Consider the following 17,024-nt stretch of genomic DNA (forward strand, 5'->3'; position numbering starts at 1 on the left):
TCTGGGACGCCCTAAAGGGCGTCCGGACCCCGCTCGCCCGTCCGCACCCGCACCACCGTCTCCACCGGCAGCGCCCACACCTTGCCGTCGCCGATCTTGCCGGTCCGGGCGGCCTTGACGACCGCGTCGATGACCGCGTCCGCGTCCGCGTCGTCCACGACCACCTCGATGCGGACCTTGGGGACCAGGTCGACCTGGTACTCGGCGCCGCGGTACACCTCGGTGTGGCCGCGCTGACGGCCGTAGCCGCTGGCCTCGGTCACGGTCAGACCGTGGACGCCGATCTCCTGGAGCGCGGTCTTGACCTCGTCGAGGCGGTACGGCTTGACGATCGCGGTGATGAGCTTCACGTGGTCTTGGCCTTCTGGGCGGAGGGGACGGTGGACGCGCTGACCGGGGCACCGTGGCCCAGGACGCCGTGATCGTATGCGGTCTCGGCATGCACCGTAAGGTCCAGACCCGTGTGCTCGTGCTCCTCGTCGGCCCGGAAGCCCATCACCCTGTCGATCACCTTGCCGATGCCGTACGTCACGGCGAAGGCGTAGGCCCCCACGGCGACCACGGCCACCAGCTGCCTGCCGAGCTGGCCGAGCCCGCCGCCGTACAGCAGGCCCTCGGTGCCGCCGGTCATCGCCTTCTCGGCGAAGACCCCGATCAGCAGGGTGCCGATGACACCGCCGACCAGGTGCACCCCGACGACGTCGAGCGAGTCGTCGTAGTTCAGCCGGAACTTCCAGCCCACCGCGTAGGAGCAGACGACACCGGCGGCGAGGCCGACGACCAGCGCGCCCAGCAGGGAGACCGAGCCGCAGGACGGGGTGATCGCCACCAGGCCCGCGACCGCGCCGGACGCGGCACCGAGCGTGGTGGGGTGGCCGTCGCGCTTCTGCTCGACGAAGAGCCAGCCGAGCAGGCCGGTGCAGCCGGCGGCGAGGGTGTTGAGGAAGGCGGCCGCGGCCAGCCCGTTGGCGCCCAGCGCCGAGCCCGCGTTGAAGCCGAACCAGCCGAACCAGAGCAGGCCCGCGCCGAGCACGACCATCGGGAGGTTGTGCGGGCGCATGGCGTCCTTCTTGAAGCCCAGCCGCGGGCCGAGGACCAGCGCGAGGGCGAGACCGGAGGCGCCGGAGGTGATCTCGACCGGCAGACCGCCCGCGAAGTCCAGGGCGCCGAGCTTGTCCAGGACCCAGCCACCCGGGCCCCAGACCCAGTGGGCGACGGGAACGTATACCAGCAGCGCCCAGACGGGCACGAACACCAGCCAGGCCGCGAACTTCGCGCGGTCCGCGATCGCGCCGCTGATCAGGGCGGCCGTGATGATCGCGAAGGTGAGCTGGAAGGTCGCGAAGAGGAGGGTGGGGACGGTGCCGTGGACGCTGTCGGGGCCGAGGCCCTCGAAACCGGCGTGCTCCAGGCCGCCGATCAGTCCGGCGAAGCTGTCCTCGGAGAACGCCAGGGAGTAGCCGGCGGCCAGCCACACCACCGTGACCAGGGCGATCGACACGAAGCTCATCATCAGCATGTTGAGGACGCTCTTCGTGCGGACCATACCGCCGTAGAAGAGAGCAAGGCCCGGGGTCATCAGCAGGACGAGGGCGGTGGCGGCGAGCAGCCAGGCGGTGTCGCCGGTGTCGATGCCTTGCGCGGCGAGGGTCACGGTCGTCTCCAACGGTGTGGGGGCTCGTCAGAGGTTCACCGGCCTGCGTTTCCGGCCGGGCACGCCGGTGTTTCCGCGATGTTTCGTTGCGTGGAGGTTTCTGGAAGCTCACGGGGAGGTGGATGGTCGGGCGTCTGTGCGGCGGGGGTCTGTGGATCAGGGAGAATGGGGCGCATGAGCGTTCGCAGTCAGTCATCCGAGCCGTCGGCGTCGTCGGAGGCCCCCCACCGCGCCGGCTTCGCCTGCTTCGTGGGTCGCCCCAACGCGGGCAAGTCCACCCTCACGAACGCTCTGGTCGGCCAGAAGGTCGCGATCACCGCGAACCAGCCGCAGACCACGCGGCACACGGTACGGGGGATCGTGCACCGGGAGGACGCCCAGCTGATCCTGGTCGACACCCCCGGGCTCCACAAGCCGCGCACGCTGCTGGGCGAGCGGCTCAACGACGTCGTCCGCACCACCTGGGCCGAGGTCGACGTGATCGGCTTCTGTCTGCCGGCGAACGAGAAGCTCGGTCCCGGTGACCGCTTCATCGCGAAGGAGCTGGCGTCGATCAAGAAGACGCCGAAGATCGCGATCGTCACCAAGACCGACCTCGTGGAGTCCAAGGCCCTCGCCGAGCAGCTCATCGCGATCGACCAGCTGGGCAAGGAGCTGGGCTTCGAGTGGGCGGAGATCGTGCCGGTCTCGGCGGTCGCCGACAAGCAGGTGGGTCTGCTGGCCGACCTCATCGTCCCGCTGCTGCCGGAGGGCCCCGCGCTCTACCCCGAGGGCGACCTCACGGACGAGCCCGAGCAGGTCATGATCGCCGAGCTGATCCGGGAGGCCGCGCTGGAGGGGGTCAGGGACGAGCTCCCGCACTCCATCGCGGTGGTCGTCGAGGAGATGCTCCCCCGCGAGGACCGCCCCGCCGACAAGCCCCTTCTCGACATCCACGCCTTCGTCTACATCGAGCGCCCCAGCCAGAAGGGCATCATCATCGGCCCCAAGGGCAAGCGCCTGAAGGAGGTCGGCATCAAGAGCCGCAAGCAGATCGAGGCCCTCCTCGGCACACCGGTCTTCCTGGACCTCCACGTGAAGGTCGCGAAGGACTGGCAGCGGGATCCTCGGCAGTTGCGGAAGCTGGGGTTCTGAGCGGGGTGGGTGGGGGTTTGCGGGGGCTGCCGTCTGCGTAGTCGCCGCGATGAGGTCGGCGTCGGGTTCGCGGACGGGCCGGGGCGCTGCTGGGCACGCCGGCCGCGCGGCGGTAGCCGCATGTCGATGCAGCCTGGACCTCCACGTGAAGGTCGCGAAGGACTGGCAGCGGGATCCTCGGCAGTTGCGGAAGCTGGGGTTCTGAGCGGGGGCTGGGGGCCCACGGCCCTGCGGTCCAGGGGGTTCGGGGTTCTAGTAGGCCGTCCCCTGCGGGGACAGGTCCTGGAGGCCCAGGACCCTGAGCAGCTGGAGGCGTTCGTACGACTCCGTTCCCGGGCGGGCCGTGTGGACGACCAGGAGGTGGTGGTGCTCGTGGCTGAGCATCACCTCGCAGTCGAGTTCGAGCAGGCCCACCACCGGATGCAGGAAGCGCTTCGTGGCCCGGTTGCGCTGGGACACCTCGTGCGCGTCCCAGAGACGGGCGAACTCCGCGCTGGAAGACCGCAGTTCGGCCACCAGCCCGGCCGGTTCCGGATCGTCGGGACGGGCCGCGGCCACCGCCCGCAAGGTCGCGACATGGGCGCGCGCGTGGCCCGCCACGTCCTCCTCGGGGAAGAGCGAGCGGGCGGTCGGATCCAGAAAGAACCGGCGGGTCAGATTACGGTCGCGACGCGGGCGGGACATCACGTTGCCCACCATCGCCTTGGCCATCGCGTTCTGCGCCAGCACCTCCCCGCAGTCGTTCACCACCTGCGCCGGGGTGTCGTGCAACCGGTCCAGGATCAGCAGCAGCCCCGGCCGGACATGCCCCGACGCCGTCTCCCGACGCGGCGGCTCCTCCCCGGCCAGGTGGAACAGATGGTCCCGCTCCACATCGGTCAGACGCAGCGCCCGGGCCAGCGCCGTCAGCATCTGACGGGACGGCCGCGGGCCACGTGACTGCTCCAGGCGCGTGTAGTAGTCCACCGACATCCCGGCCAGCTGTGCCACCTCCTCGCGCCGCAGTCCCGGCGTACGGCGGCGCGCCCCGGCCGTGAGGCCCACGTCGGAGGGGTCCAGGCGGGCGCGGCCACGGCGCAGGAAGTCGGCGAGTTCGGCTCGGTTCACCCCTCCAGCGTGCGGCACCCCGCCCGGCTTATCCAGGGACTGCCGATCCCCCGATCGAGAGGTCTCTCCCGGTGCGCGTCCAGCCGTTCCACGCTGGTCCGGACGAGAGGAGCAGAACATGCTGACATTGGTGACAGGTACGACGGGACAGGTCGGCCGGCGCTTCGTTCCGAGGCTGCTGGCCCAGTCCCGGCCGGGGGAGCGCGTACGCGTCCTCGTACGGGACGCCTCGCGCGGTGAGCCCTTCGCCGAACTCGGCGCCGAGGTCGTCACGGGAGATCTGCGGGACGCCGAGGCGCTCGGCAAGGCCGTCGCCGGCGTCGACGCGGTCGTGAACGTCGCCGCGGCCTTCCGGGGCGTACCCGACGAGGAGGCGTGGGCCGTCAACCGGGACGCGGCGGTGGAACTGGGCCGTGCCGCGGCGGCCGCAGGTGTGGAGCGGTTCGTGCAGGTCAGCACCGGTCTGGTGTACGGCACCGGACGGGGCCGGCCGGTCACCGAGGACGACGAGAGCCGGCCCGGCGGGTCCATGTGGGGCGCCTACCCCGCGTCCAAGGCGGAGGCCGAGCGGTCGCTGCTGGCGATGGAGGGACTGGACGTGCGGGTCGCGCGGCTGCCGTTCGTCTACGGCGAGGGGGATCCGCATCTCGCGCAGTCCCTGATGTGGGCGAAGAACTGGGCGTCGGCGCAGCGGTTGCACATGGGGCACCACGCGGATGTGGCGCAGGGGCTGCTGCGGGTTCTTCATGCGCCGGGGATCTCCGGGCGGGTCTACAACATCGCCGACGACGCTCCTGTGACGGCGGTGGAGTTGCACCAGCTCAACGGGGCGGAGATTCCGGGGGAGTTGTACGAGCGGGTGGATCCGGATCCGTGGCTGGTGATCATGTCGACGGAGCGGATTCGGCGGGAGCTGGGGTATCGGCCGGTGTATCCGTCTGTCTATGCGGCGCGGGAGGCAGGGGCGCTGTGAAGTATGGGCCGGTTGTCGTCTGCCGGTCCGGTGGGGGCTTGTCGCGCCCACGCGGCGGAGCCGCAAATCGATACAGTCCCGCGCCCCTAAAGCCCTCTAGTCGACGCCTCTTATACGGCCCACCAGCACCGCTCCCGCCAGACCCACCACCGCCGCCACCCAGTACAGCACCCTGTACCCCCCGAGGTGCGTCACGATCGGGGCAGCCAAGGCGGGGGCCGCGACCTGCGGCAGGGAGTTCGCCACGTTGATGATGCCCAGGTCCTTTCCGCGGTCCAGGGCCGTCGGGAGGACGTCCGTCATCAGGGCGAAGTCGACCGACATGAACACTCCCAGCCCGACCCCCAGCAGGGCCGCCACGATGATCGCGCTCGGCCAGGTCTGCCACACGGCGAGCAGGGCCGTCGCCACCGCCATCACGATGCCGGACCAGCGCACGAACGGCTTGCGGCGGCCCACGCGGTCGGACCAGATGCCGCCCACCACGACCGTGGCCAGCAGCGCCACGCTGTCCACCGCGGTGAGGATCAGGACGCCCTGTTCGGGGTCGTGGTGGTGGAGCTGGTCCCGCAGGTAGTAGAGGAGGTAGAGAATCACCAGCGCGTTGCTGAGGTTGATCAGGAAGCGGGTGAGCCAGGCCCAGGCGAAGTCGGGGTGGCGGCGCGGACTCAGCCAGAAGCCGCGCACGAAGGCCCCCCAGGACCAGGGCGGCCGGTCCGCGGCCGGCAGTCTCAGGTCCCGGTGGCGCAGCACGTACGGCAGCACACCCGCGACCGTGAACACCGCGCACGCGGCGTAGCCCGCCGCGATCCCGCCGGCCGCCGTCGCGAGGCCCGTGCCGACGACCGCGCCCAGGATCTGGGCCGCCCCGATCCAGCCGCCCACCACGCCCCGCTGGAGGCGCGGCACCCGGTCCGGCACCGCCGCCGTGACCGCCGCGAAGGCCGCGTTCAGGGTCAGCTGGACCAGGCACCAGGCGACCGCCATGAGCCAGAGCCCGTGCGCGCCCGCGAGCAGCAGCAACGACAGCGCGCCGCCCGCGGCCCCGGCCACGATCCAGGGGCTGCGGCGGCCCCAGCGGGCCGTGGTGCGGTCGGACAGGGCGCCGAACAGGGGGTTCGCCGCCAGCGACACCACCGCGCCCACCCCCGTCACCCAGGCCAGCAGCGTCTCCTTCGACATGCCGGTGCCGGGTGCGAAGTCCTCCGCCTGGCGGGCCAGCAGGATCTGGAGCGGGCCGTACCAGCCCACCCAGATCGCCACGTTGGCGAGGGACAGGGAGGCCGTCCAGCCCTTGCCGACCCGCTCCGCCGGCTCCGCGAGGGCTGTGCTCACCTCTGGGCCCGGAGCAGGTCCCGGTACCAGCCGTACGACGCCTTCGGGGTCCTCACGAGCGTCTCGAAGTCGACGTGCACCAGGCCGAACCTGCGCGCGTACCCTTCGGCCCACTCGAAGTTGTCCAGCAGCGACCACACGAAGTACCCGCGCACGTCCACGCCCGCCTCGACCGCCTTGTGCAGGGCGCGGACGTGGCTGTCCAGGTAGGTGATCCGGTCCTGGTCGTCGAGGCCCTCGTAGGAGCAGCCGTTCTCGGTGACGACGACGGGCGGGAGGCGGTCGCCGTAGCGCTGGTGGAAGGTCGTGAGGAGCTCGGTGAGGCCCTCCGGCACCACCGGCCAGCCGAAGTCCGTCACCGGGACGCCCTCGATCTGCTCGACGGAGAAGGGGAGTTCGGCGGGGATGGTCAGTCCGCCGAACTCGGCGTCCTCGCCCTTCGGGGCGCCGACGCGGGTCGGGGCGTAGTAGTTGACACCGTAGAAGTCGAGCGGCTCGGAGATGACCTTGAGGTCCGCCGCCACGTCACCCGGCATCAAGTCGCCCAGCCCGGAGGGGTATTCGCCGAGCAGGAGCGGCTCCGCGAACAGCCGGTTCAGCAGCAGGTCGTAGAAGTCCGCCGCTTCCACGTCGGGTTGGTCCTGGGAGGCCGGCCAGGTCGGCCCGTGCGAGTTGGCGATCCCGATGTCCGTCGCACCGGCCGCGCGCAGCGCCTGGACGGCCAGGCCGTGGCCCAGGAGCTGGTGGTGGGCGGCGGGCAGCGCGTCGAACATCAGCTGCTTGCCGGGGGCGTGGGCGCCGATCGCGTGCCCGAACAGGGTGTGCTCGGCGGGCTCGTTGAGGGTGATCCACCGGTCGACGCGGTCGCCGAGACGGTCGGCGACCGCGGACACGTACTCGGCGAACCGGGAGGCGGTGTCCCGCTCCAGCCAGCCGCCCTTCGCCTCCAGGGCCACCGGCAGGTCCCAGTGGAAGAGGGTCGGGACCGGACGTACGCCCGCCGCGACCAGTTCGTCCACGAGACGGTCGTAGAAGTCGAGCCCCTTGTCCGTGCGCACCCGTGGCCAGGAGACCGAGAAGCGGTATGCGTCCACGCCCAGTCCCGCCAGCAGGGAGACGTCCTCGCGGTAGCGGTGGTAGTGGTCGCAGGCCACCTGCGCCGTCGAGCCGTCCTTGACCCGGCCCGGTTCGGCCGTGAACGTGTCCCACACGGACCGCTCGCGCTCGTCCGCCGCGCCCTCGATCTGATGGGCCGAGGTGGAGACTCCCCACAGGAAGCCGTCGGGGAACCGGGGGATCGCATGCTCTTCAGTCGCCATGCGCCGGATCATGGGTACTGGCGGGTAGGGAAGTCAACGGGCAAGCGGGAACTGCCAGTTAGGCGCCCTCTTTGAGCACCTTCGAGATCAGTTCGCGCTGCTCCTCCGTCAGCCGGGGATCGGCTGCGTACACCGTCCTGCCGTCCACGGTGATCTCGTAGCTGAAGCCGTCCGGGACGCCGACCGGGCGGGTGGCGCGGCCGGCGGCGAGTGCCTTCTCGGCCAGGGCCTGCCACTCGTGGGCATCGGGCCGCCCGGAGGTGTCGACCTCCTTGTGCCGCTCGATGCCCGCGAACCCGCCCGTGCGCCTCACTTGAATACGCATGGGTCCCTGTCTAGTACGGATGCCGCGCTATGTCGCGTACGGACTCACAGGATCCGCACCCCGACCTGCTCCCAGGCCTTCGACACGGCCTGGAGCTCCTCGCCGCCGTCGCCGAAGCGCTCGCGGGCGGCCTTGACCGTGAGCTTGGCGAAGTCGTTGAACAGGGCGCGTTCGGAGAGCTCCCCGCCGGTCAGGACGTCGTACCAGATCTGGCCCGCGCGCTCCCAGGCGTGGCCGCCGAGGGCGTTCGCGACCAGGTAGAAGGCGTGGTTGGGGATGCCGGAGTTGATGTGCACGCCGCCGTTGTCGCGGCCGGTGCGGACGTAGTCGTCCATCGTCGCGGGCTGCGGGTCCTTGCCGAGCACGTCGTCGTCGTACGCGGTGCCCGGCTCCTTCATGGACCGCAGGGCCTTGCCGGTGACGCTGGGGGCGAGGAGCCCGGCGCCGATCAGCCAGTCGGCCTCGGCGGCGGTCTGCCCGAGTGTGTACTGCTTGATGAGCGAGCCGAAGACGTCGGACATCGACTCGTTGAGGGCGCCCGACTGGCCGTAATACGTGAGGTTCGCCGTGTACTGCGTGACGCCGTGGGTGAGTTCGTGGCCGATGACGTCGATCGGGATGGTGAAGTCGAGGAAGATCTCGCCGTCGCCGTCGCCGAACACCATCTGCTCGCCGTTCCAGAAGGCGTTGTTGTACTTCTCGTCGAAGTGCACGGTCGCGTCGAGCGGGAGGCCGTCGCCGTCGATGGAGTGGCGGGCGTACGCCTTCAGGTAGAGGTCGAAGGTGGCGCCGAGACCGGCGTAGGCGCGGTTGACGGTGGCGTCCTGGCCGGGCTCGGCGCCCTCGGCGCGGACCTTGGTGCCGGGCAGGGCGCTGCCGTGCCCGGCGTCGTAGATCGTCCGCAGTGGCTGGTCCGACGGTGCCTTCGCCGTCGGTGCGGCCGCGAGGCCGAACTCGGTGGTCACGCGGCGTCGGCCGCGCAGTTCGCTGTCGCGCATCAACGTCTGCTGCGCGGGACCGGAGAGCGCGGGGTCGTCGTTACGGGCCAGTTTGTCCAGGACGTGTGGCGGTACGACGGTGCAGAAGACGGGCTCGAAGCCCCCGTTGGTCGTCATGTCCGGCACCCTGGCACTGCGTTATCTGCTTGTCACTAGGTGCAACCATGATTGGTGAAATGTAGGGATACGGAGGCCCGTCGTCAGTCGCTCTGTGCTACCGAGCCGGGGGTGGGTCCCGCATACTGATACGGAACCGCCCATCCGGATCGGCTCGGCTAGAGTGGCTCGCATCATGCGTTTCGGGCTGCTTCTTCTTAGCTGCCGCGGCGAGGGCCTGTAGTCCAGGTCGACTCCCTCCCCGCGGAGCTTCGTGTTGCGTGTCGGCCGTCCTTTCCGGACATCCCTAGGAGCCCCGCAATCATGGCGAACCGCCAGCAGCCCAGTTCCATGCCGATCCACAAGTACGGCCAGTACGAGCAGGTCGACATCCCGGACCGCACCTGGCCGAACAAGCGGATCACCGTCGCCCCCCGCTGGCTCTCCACCGACCTGCGCGACGGCAACCAGTCCCTGATCGACCCGATGTCGCCCGAGCGCAAGCGCCGGATGTTCGACCAGCTGGTCAAGATGGGCTACAAGGAGATCGAGGTCGGCTTCCCGGCGTCGGGCCAGACGGACTTCGACTTCGTACGGTCGATCATCGAGGAGCCGGGCGTGATCCCGGACGACGTGACGATCTCCGTACTGACCCAGGCCCGCGAGGACCTGATCGAGCGGACCGTGGAGTCCCTGAAGGGCGCCAAGCGGGCCACCGTCCACCTGTACAACGCCACCGCGCCGGTCTTCCGCCGGGTCGTCTTCCGGGGCTCCAAGGACGACATCAAGCAGATCGCCGTGGACGGCACCCGCCTGGTCATGGAGTACGCGGAGAAGCTGCTGGGCCCGGAGACCGAGTTCGGCTACCAGTACTCCCCGGAGATCTTCACCGACACCGAGCTGGACTTCGCGCTGGAGGTCTGCGAGGCGGTGATGGACGTCTACCAGCCCGGTCCTGGCCGCGAGATCATCCTCAACCTGCCCGCCACGGTGGAGCGTTCGACCCCCTCCACGCACGCGGACCGCTTCGAGTGGATGCACCGCAACCTGTCCCGCCGCGAGTACGTGTGCATCTCGATCCACCCGCACAACGACCGCGGCACCGCCGTCGCCGCCGCCGAGCTGGCGCTGATGGCCGGCGCCGACCGCGTCGAGGGCTGTCTGTTCGGACAGGGCGAGCGCACCGGCAACGTCGACCTGGTCACCCTGGGCATGAACCTGTTCTCGCAGGGCGTCGACCCGCAGATCGACTTCTCCGACATCGACGAGATCCGTCGTACGTGGGAGTACTGCAACCAGATGGAGGTCCACCCGCGCCACCCGTACGTGGGCGACCTGGTCTACACGTCCTTCTCCGGCTCCCACCAGGACGCCATCAAGAAGGGCTTCGACGCGATGGAGGCCGACGCGGCCGCCAAGGGCGTCACCGTGGACGACATCGAGTGGGCGGTGCCCTACCTGCCGATCGACCCGAAGGACGTCGGCCGCTCCTACGAGGCCGTGATCCGGGTCAACTCGCAGTCCGGCAAGGGCGGGATCGCGTACGTCCTGAAGAACGACCACAAGCTGGACCTGCCGCGCCGGATGCAGATCGAGTTCTCGAAGATCATCCAGGCCAAGACGGACGCCGAGGGCGGCGAGGTCACCGGCTCGGACATCTGGGCGGTCTTCCAGGACGAGTACCTGCCGAACCCCGAGAACCCCTGGGGCCGTATCCAGGTCAGGAACGGCCAGTCGACCACGGACACCGACGGCGTGGACACGCTGAAGGTGGAGGCCACGGTCGACGGCGTCGACACGGTCCTGACCGGCTCCGGCAACGGTCCGATCTCCGCCTTCTTCGACGCGCTGGCGAAGGTCGACATCGACGCCCGGCTCCTGGACTACCAGGAGCACACGATGAGCGAGGGCGCCTCCGCGCAGGCCGCCTCCTACATCGAATGCGCGATCGACGGCAAGGTTCTGTGGGGAATCGGCATCGACGCGAACACGACGCGTGCGTCGCTCAAGGCGGTCGTCTCGGCCGTCAACCGCGCCGCTCGATAATCCCCCTGACCGGGGGTTTTGGGGCCTTGATCGCTGTATACGGCGATCAAGGCCCCGTTGTTTATCGGCCATCGGCACGTGGAGGTCACGAGTAGGTATCGTCCGAGGTGCTGACGCCGCCTCCCTCATGTGGCTAACATCACGCAAGCGCGGCGATGTTGCCGCGGCGTTACGGAGGTGCTGACGTGCTGCCTGGACGGGGACGAAACGGCCGTGCCGACAGGCCTGCGCGCCTCCTGGGCACCCGTACCGCGTGGACGACCGTCGGAGACGGCGAGTTCTTCTGTCCCGGGTGCGGAGGCGACCGCAACTACCAGCGTCTGTCGGGCCGCCGCCGCCTCACGCTGCTGGGCGTCCCGGTCCTGCCGCGCGGCGACACCGGCCCGGTGGTGGAGTGCGCGGCCTGCCAGAGCCACTTCGGCACGGACGTCCTCGACCACCCCACCACGACCCGCTTCTCGGCGATGCTCCGCGACGCCGTCCACACGGTCGCCCTGGCGGTCCTCACGGCGGGCGGCACCTGCTCCCGCACCTCGCTGGAGGTCGCGGCCGGCGCGGTCCGCGCGGCGGGCTTCGAGGACTGCACGGAGGACCAGCTGGAGACCCTGGTCGAGGCCCTCGCCGAGGACACCGGCGGCGTCTACGACCGCCCCTGCGGAGCGGGTCTCGCCATAGAGCTCCACGAGGCCCTGGACCCCCTCGCCCCGCACCTCGCCCCCGCGGGCCGCGAATCGATCCTCCTCCAGGCGGCCCGCATCGCCCTGGCGGACGGCCCCTACACCCCGGCGGAACGCGACGCCCTCTCGACGATCGGCACCGCACTGACGATCTGCGCGGACGACGTCACGAGACTGCTGGCGGCGGCACGGACACCGTCCTGATACTCCCCGGGGAGTAGCCGGCGCCTCCGGTCTCCCCAGGCAGTAGTCCCCAACTCGCCCTCCCGTCCGACGAACGCGCCCCTTTCCGGCGGAAGTCTGGAAGCGACTCAGACGTCCGACCGGAGGGAGGCCCGTTGATGGGGGCCGTAGACAAGAACGCGCGGCGGCGGGCCGTGCCCTGGCTGGTGCTGGGGCTGTGGATCGTCGTCCTGGTGGCCGTGTCGCCGTTCGCCGCCAAGCTCGCCGACGTGCAGCGGGACCGGGCCGTGGACTATCTGCCGGCGAGCGCCGACTCGACGCAGGTCGCGAAGGTCCAGGAGCGGCTGCCCGGGGGCGAGGCCACCGAGATGGTCGTCGTCTACCACCGGGACGGCGGACTGACGGCCGCCGACCGGGCCACCGCCGCCCGGCAGATCGGGCGGATCGCCGACGCGCACCGGCTCACCGCCGAGCCGCGGGGCATTCCGTCCAAGGACGGGAGCACCGTGCTGTATCCCGTCTCCAGCACCGAGCCGGGCTCGGACGAGAAGGCCCGCGACCTGCTCGTCAACGACGTGCGGGACATCGCGAAGAGCGAGGAGGGGCTCACCGTCGAGGTCGGCGGTGAGGCCGCGTTCGGCACCGACGCCTCCGAGGTCTACGACGCGCTCGGCGGGCCGCTGCTCTACACCACGGCCGCCGTCGTCGCCCTGCTGCTCATCGTCATCTACCGCAGCCCGTTCCTGTGGCTGGTGCCGCTCGCGGTCGCGGGCACCTCGGAGTACCTCGCGCGCGGGGTGGCCTACGGGCTCAACCAGGGGTTCGGGACCTCCGTCACCGGCCAGAGCGCCGGCATCATGACCATCCTGGTGTTCGGCGCCGGCACCGACTACGCGCTGCTGCTCGTCTCCCGGTACCGGGAGGAGCTACGGCGCATCGAGCGGCCGTACGACGCCATGGTCGCCGCGCTCAGGGGCTGCGGGCCCGCCGTGATCGCCTCCTCCGGGACCGTCGCCGCGGGTCTGCTGTGCCTGCTCGCCGCCGACCTGAACAGCAGCCGAGGAATGGGTCCGCTGGGCACGGTCGGGGTACTGACCGCGCTCGCCGCGATGATGACGCTGCTGCCCGCGGTCCTCGTGCTGCTCGGCCGCCGGGTGTTCTGGCCGCTGGTGCCCCGCTACGGCAGCACCCCCAAGGCCCGCCGGTCGCTGTTCGCCGCGATGGGCAGCTCGGCCGGGCGGCGGCCCCTCACCGTGCTGGCCGGCGGGGCCGTGCTCCTCGGGGCGCTCGCGCTGGGCGTGCTGAACCTGCCCGGCAGCCTCAAGCAGGAGGACTCGTTCACCAGCAGGCCGGACGCCGTCGCCGCGATGGAGACGCTCGCCGCGGCCTACCCGGAGCAGGGCACCCAGCCCATCGCCGTCATCACCCCGGCCGACCGCACCGACGCCACCCTCGCCGCGATCCGCGGCACCCAGGGCGTCGACAGCGCGCGGCAGGGACGCACCGGGGACGGCTGGACCGAGATCTCCGTCACCGCAGTGAACGCCCCCGAGTCCGCCGGGGAGACCGCGACCATCAAGGCCCTGCGGGACCGGCTCGACGGCTCCTACGTCGGCGGGCCCAGTGCCGAGCAGCTCGACCTGAAGGACACCAACAGCCGGGACCGGAAGATCGTCGTGCCGATCGTCCTCGTCTCCGTGCTGCTGATCCTGATCGCCCTGCTGCGGTCCCTCGTCGCGCCGCTGATTCTCGTGGCCGCGGTGGTCGCCGTGTGGGGCGCCGCCCTCGGCATCGGGGGGCTGGTCTTCGGGCCGGTGTTCGGGTTCGAGGGCACCGATCCCGGACTCGGGCTGCTGTCCTTCGTGTTCCTGGTCGCCCTCGGCGTCGACTACGGCATCTTCCTGATGCACCGCATGCGCGAGGAGTCCCTGGCCGGCGCCGAACCGGTCACCGCGGCGCTCACCGCGCTGCGGACCACGGGCGGGGTCATCGCCTCCGCCGGACTCGTCCTCGCGGCCACCTTCGCGGTGCTCACCAACATGCCGCTGGTCCAACTCGTCGAGCTGGGCTTCGTGATCGCGGTGGGCGTGCTCCTCGACACCTTCCTCGTGCGGACCTACCTCGTCACCAGCGCGGCCGTCGCACTGCGGCGCACGGTGTGGTGGCCGGGCCCGCTGTCCCGGGCGCCCGAGCCGCCGGTCCGGAACGAACCCCAGCCGGAACGCGTGTGACGAGGTCACTCCAGGGCGCCCTTCCCTCCCGGAAGGGCGCCCTCCGCCCCGACGTCCCGGAAGATGACACCGTGCAGGAGACCACGAGACCCCGGCTGGGCGAGCGGATCATGGCGGCCGTCAACCGCGACCCGCGGACCGCCCCGCACGGCACCCGCAACGACGCACTGCTCGCCGTCGTGCTGGCGGGTGTGGCCGTGTGCGCCGCGCACTTCACCCACGAGGCCCGCAACCCGGACGTTGTCGGGTGGACGCTGCTGATGGCGAGCCATGTGCCGATCGTGTGGCGGCGGCGCCGCCCGATGCTCGTACTGGCCGCGGTGGTGGTGCTGATCACGCCCTACCACGCCCTCGACTACAACCACTTCCCGCCCACCCCGGTCGCCTACGTCGCCCTCTACACGGTCGCCGTCACCGGCCGCCCGCTGCGCACGGTCCTGACGGGCGTCACCGTCGTCGCCCTCGCCGCGAGCGTCATGCTCACCATCAGCACCCATCAGGCCCTCGAACTGCTGCGGACCTCCGGCTGGATCATCGCCGTCCTGTTCTGCGGCATCGACGTGCGCTACTACCGCCAGTACGTGGCCTCCATCGTCGAGCGGGCCGTCCGTGCCGAACGGACCCGCGAGGAGGAGGCCCGCCGCCGGGTCGCCGAGGAACGCCTGCGCATCGCCCGCGACCTGCACGACCTGCTCGCCCACAGCATCACCCTGATCGGCGTGCAGACCTCCGTCGCCTCCCACGTCCTGGCCGCCGACCCCGAGCGCCTCGACCGGGAGACGGTCGCCAAGGCCCTCGACGACATCACCGAGACCTGCCGCACCGCGCGCGGTGAACTCCGCACCACCCTGGAGGTGCTGCGCGAGCACGACGGTCCCGACGCCCGCGGCCCGCTGCCCGGCCTCGACGGCCTGCCCGACCTCGTCGCCGCCGCCCGGCTCGCGGGCGCCCGCGTCGACCAGGACCTGCGCGTCCGCGCCGACCCGCCGCCCGCGGTCGGCGCCGCCGCCTACCGGATCGTCCAGGAGGCCCTCACCAACGCGGTCCGGCACGCCGGCCCCCGGCCCGCCGTACGGCTGCGGCTGTACGACGAACCCGGTGCCCTGCGGGTGTCGGTGACCGACGACGGCACCGGGCCCCTCCCCGGCGGCACCCCCGGTTTCGGACTGCTCGGCATGCGGGAGCGGGCCCGCAGCGTGGGTGGCACACTCGACGCCGGACCACGGCCGGACGGCGGCTTCGAGGTGACGGCGGCGCTGCCGCTCACCCTGGGGGAGGGAACCGTATGACCATCCGCGTGCTGCTCGCCGACGACCAGACCCTGGTGCGGGCCGCGTTCGCCATGCTCGTCGCGTCGGCGCGGGACATGGAGGTCGTCGGGGAGGCGGCCAGCGGGCGGGAGGCCGTCGGCGCGGCCCGCGAGGTCCGGCCCGACCTGGTGGTGATGGACATCCGCATGCCCGACCTGGACGGCATCGAGGCGACCCGGCTCATCGCCGGCGACGAGACGCTCGTTGGAGTGCGGGTGCTGGTCCTGACCACCTACGACACCGACGAGAACATCGTCGAGGCGCTGCGGGCGGGGGCCTCCGGATTCCTGGTGAAGGACACCCGGCCCGCCGAACTCCTCGACGCGATCAGGACGGTGGCGGCCGGTGAGGCGCTGCTCTCCCCGGGGCCCACGGCCCGTCTGATCGAGCGGTTCCTGCGCAGCCCCTCACCGGCCGCGACGGGCGGCCCCGAGTGCCTCTCCGACCGGGAGCGCGAAGTGCTGGCCCTGGTCGCACGGGGTCTCAACAACACCGAGATCGCCGAGGCGTTGGGCCTCAGCCCCCTCACCGCGAAGACACACGTCAGCCGGATCATGGGCAAGCTGGGGGCCCGGGACCGGGCCCAACTGGTCATCGTGGCCTACGAGTCGGGGATGGTGACGCCGGGGACGCGGTGACGGACCGGAGCTCCGGGGCGGTCCGGCGCGCTCTACAGCAGTCCCGCCTCCGTCAGGAACCTGCCCACCCGCTCCACCTCGTCCTCGGACAACGGCACCTGCGGCTCCGCCGTCGCCGGGCACGCGATCACGCCACGCAGGTGCAGCGCCGCCTTGAAGGCGCCCAGCGCCGACGAGGACGCGCCCATCCGGGCCGGGTCGCCCACGCCCACCATGCCGAACAGGGCGCACAGCCGCTCCTGTTCGGCCCGCGCCCCCTCCAGGTCACCGGCGCGGAACAGCCGGTCGAGACGGACGTACCCCTCGGGATCGACGTTGGCGAGACCGGGCACCGCCCCGTCCGCGCCCACCGCGAGGGCCGCGTCGACGAAGGCCTCGGAGCCGGTCAGTACGCTGAAGCCGGTGATGTCGGAGCGGCCGCGGGCACCGGATGCGACCGTACGGAAGCCCGCGAGGTCACCGCTGGAGTCCTTCAGCCCGGCCAGGACGCCCTCGGCGGCCAGGTCCAGGACGAGGTCCGCGGGAAGCTTGGTGTGCACGCCCGTCGGCAGGTCGTAGGCGAGGACGGGGACCGGGCTGCCCGCCGCGACCAGCCGGTAGTGGCGGGCGATCTCCGCCGGGTGGGTGCGGGTGTAGAAGGGGGCCGTGACGACGACCGCGTCGGCGCCCGCCGCGGTGACCGCCCGCACATGGTCCAGGACCCGGGCCGTCGTCATGTCGATCACCCCGCCCAGCACCGGGAGTTGCCCTCCGACATGCCCGGTCACCGTCTCCACCACCAGCCTGCGCTGCGCGTCGGTCAGGAAGGCCGCCTCCGACGAGGTGCCGAGCACGAACAGTCCGTGCACCCCGCCCGCGACCAGATGGTCGACGAGCGCGAGCAGCGAGGGCACGTCCACCTCGCGGTCCGGTGTCAGAGGCGTGCAGACGGGCGGGACGACACCGGTCAGCGGGGCGGGAAAGGTCATCGGGGCTCCTCGGGATCGGCCGTCCACCGA

General features: G+C 71.3%; 15 protein-coding genes. 7 read left to right on the forward strand and 8 right to left on the reverse strand.

Annotated features, from left to right (window positions below; all coding sequences use genetic code 11):
- Window positions 1-11 precede the first annotated feature (11 nt).
- Window positions 12-350: a P-II family nitrogen regulator gene (locus IF54_RS0104735; RefSeq protein ID WP_030314780.1), complete on the reverse strand. Its 339-nt coding sequence runs from the start codon at window positions 348-350 to the stop codon at window positions 12-14.
- Complete coding sequence (locus IF54_RS0104740; protein ID WP_078851877.1) at window positions 347-1,654, reverse strand: ammonium transporter; 1,308 nt, start codon at window positions 1,652-1,654, stop codon at window positions 347-349. The genes IF54_RS0104735 and IF54_RS0104740 overlap by 4 nt, the downstream gene beginning before the upstream one ends.
- A 174-nt stretch (window positions 1,655-1,828) precedes the next feature.
- Between IF54_RS0104740 and era the strand changes: the two genes are divergently transcribed.
- Window positions 1,829-2,788 (forward strand): GTPase Era, encoded by a 960-nt coding sequence (gene era / locus IF54_RS0104745; protein WP_037819278.1) that lies wholly within the window; start codon window positions 1,829-1,831, stop codon window positions 2,786-2,788.
- Between the two features lie 252 nt (window positions 2,789-3,040).
- On the opposite strand, the gene IF54_RS0104750 is transcribed toward era, so the two are convergent.
- Window positions 3,041-3,895 (reverse strand): helix-turn-helix transcriptional regulator, encoded by an 855-nt coding sequence (locus IF54_RS0104750; RefSeq protein WP_030314787.1) that lies wholly within the window; start codon window positions 3,893-3,895, stop codon window positions 3,041-3,043.
- Window positions 3,896-4,013: 118 nt separating this feature from the next.
- On the opposite strand from IF54_RS0104750, the gene IF54_RS0104755 reads away from it, so the two are divergent.
- Entirely contained in the window at window positions 4,014-4,868 is an 855-nt protein-coding gene (locus tag IF54_RS0104755) for an NAD-dependent epimerase/dehydratase family protein (RefSeq protein ID WP_030314789.1), read from the forward strand.
- A gap of 96 nt (window positions 4,869-4,964) precedes the next feature.
- Here IF54_RS0104755 and IF54_RS0104760 read toward each other — a convergent pair whose 3' ends face one another.
- From IF54_RS0104760 to IF54_RS0104775, 4 genes are read right to left on the reverse strand one after another with little or no spacing between them, the layout of a single operon-like run.
- Entirely contained in the window at window positions 4,965-6,203 is a 1,239-nt protein-coding gene (locus IF54_RS0104760; RefSeq protein WP_030314792.1) for an MFS transporter, read from the reverse strand.
- Window positions 6,200-7,522, reverse strand: coding sequence for a GH1 family beta-glucosidase (locus tag IF54_RS0104765; protein ID WP_030314794.1), 1,323 nt, complete (start codon window positions 7,520-7,522; stop codon window positions 6,200-6,202). The genes IF54_RS0104760 and IF54_RS0104765 overlap by 4 nt, the downstream gene beginning before the upstream one ends.
- 58 nt (window positions 7,523-7,580) lie before the next feature.
- On the reverse strand, window positions 7,581-7,847 hold the full coding sequence (locus IF54_RS0104770; protein WP_030314796.1) for a protealysin inhibitor emfourin: 267 nt from the start codon (window positions 7,845-7,847) through the stop codon (window positions 7,581-7,583).
- A gap of 44 nt (window positions 7,848-7,891) precedes the next feature.
- Window positions 7,892-8,962 carry a M4 family metallopeptidase gene (locus tag IF54_RS0104775; RefSeq protein WP_030314797.1) on the reverse strand — a complete coding sequence of 357 codons (1,071 nt, stop codon included), beginning with the start codon at window positions 8,960-8,962 and terminating at the stop codon, window positions 7,892-7,894.
- 303 nt (window positions 8,963-9,265) lie between these two features.
- On the opposite strand from IF54_RS0104775, the gene leuA reads away from it, so the two are divergent.
- The 5 genes from leuA (at window position 9,266) to IF54_RS0104800 (ending at window position 16,026) form a co-directional block, all read left to right on the forward strand.
- A complete protein-coding gene (gene leuA, locus IF54_RS0104780; protein ID WP_030314803.1) occupies window positions 9,266-10,987 on the forward strand; it encodes a 2-isopropylmalate synthase in 1,722 nt (573 codons plus the stop codon).
- Window positions 10,988-11,172: 185 nt separating this feature from the next.
- Entirely contained in the window at window positions 11,173-11,868 is a 696-nt protein-coding gene (locus tag IF54_RS0104785; protein WP_030314805.1) for a TerB family tellurite resistance protein, read from the forward strand.
- Window positions 11,869-12,005: 137 nt separating this feature from the next.
- Entirely contained in the window at window positions 12,006-14,078 is a 2,073-nt protein-coding gene (locus tag IF54_RS0104790) for an MMPL family transporter (RefSeq protein ID WP_030314807.1), read from the forward strand.
- Entirely contained in the window at window positions 14,075-15,367 is a 1,293-nt protein-coding gene (locus IF54_RS0104795; protein WP_030314809.1) for a sensor histidine kinase, read from the forward strand. The genes IF54_RS0104790 and IF54_RS0104795 overlap by 4 nt, the downstream gene beginning before the upstream one ends.
- A complete protein-coding gene (locus IF54_RS0104800) occupies window positions 15,364-16,026 on the forward strand; it encodes a response regulator (RefSeq protein WP_030314810.1) in 663 nt (220 codons plus the stop codon). The genes IF54_RS0104795 and IF54_RS0104800 overlap by 4 nt, the downstream gene beginning before the upstream one ends.
- A gap of 32 nt (window positions 16,027-16,058) precedes the next feature.
- Here the strand turns inward: IF54_RS0104800 and IF54_RS0104805 are convergent, their stop codons facing one another.
- The gene (locus IF54_RS0104805) at window positions 16,059-16,994 is read right to left on the reverse strand and encodes a dihydrodipicolinate synthase family protein (RefSeq protein ID WP_030314813.1); all 936 of its coding nucleotides are present in this window, start codon (window positions 16,992-16,994) and stop codon (window positions 16,059-16,061) included.
- Window positions 16,995-17,024 lie beyond the last annotated feature (30 nt).

It is taken from the genome of Streptomyces sp. NRRL B-3229 (assembly GCF_000719505.1).
GTDB lineage: Bacteria > Actinomycetota > Actinomycetes > Streptomycetales > Streptomycetaceae > Streptomyces > Streptomyces griseorubiginosus.

Excerpts from the sequence above, each read along its gene's own strand:
- IF54_RS0104770 (WP_030314796.1), bottom strand. The coding sequence starts at position 7,847 with ATGCGTATTCAAGTGAGGCGCACGGGCGGGTTCGCGGGCATCGAGCGG.
- IF54_RS0104790 (WP_030314807.1), top strand. The coding sequence starts at position 12,006 with ATGGGGGCCGTAGACAAGAACGCGCGGCGGCGGGCCGTGCCCTGGCTG.
- IF54_RS0104800 (WP_030314810.1), top strand. The coding sequence starts at position 15,364 with ATGACCATCCGCGTGCTGCTCGCCGACGACCAGACCCTGGTGCGGGCC.
- IF54_RS0104805 (WP_030314813.1), bottom strand. The coding sequence starts at position 16,994 with ATGACCTTTCCCGCCCCGCTGACCGGTGTCGTCCCGCCCGTCTGCACG.
- IF54_RS0104755 (WP_030314789.1), top strand. The coding sequence starts at position 4,014 with ATGCTGACATTGGTGACAGGTACGACGGGACAGGTCGGCCGGCGCTTC.
- leuA (WP_030314803.1), top strand. The coding sequence starts at position 9,266 with ATGGCGAACCGCCAGCAGCCCAGTTCCATGCCGATCCACAAGTACGGC.
- IF54_RS0104765 (WP_030314794.1), bottom strand. The coding sequence starts at position 7,522 with ATGGCGACTGAAGAGCATGCGATCCCCCGGTTCCCCGACGGCTTCCTG.
- IF54_RS0104775 (WP_030314797.1), bottom strand. The coding sequence starts at position 8,962 with ATGACGACCAACGGGGGCTTCGAGCCCGTCTTCTGCACCGTCGTACCG.
- era (WP_037819278.1), top strand. The coding sequence starts at position 1,829 with ATGAGCGTTCGCAGTCAGTCATCCGAGCCGTCGGCGTCGTCGGAGGCC.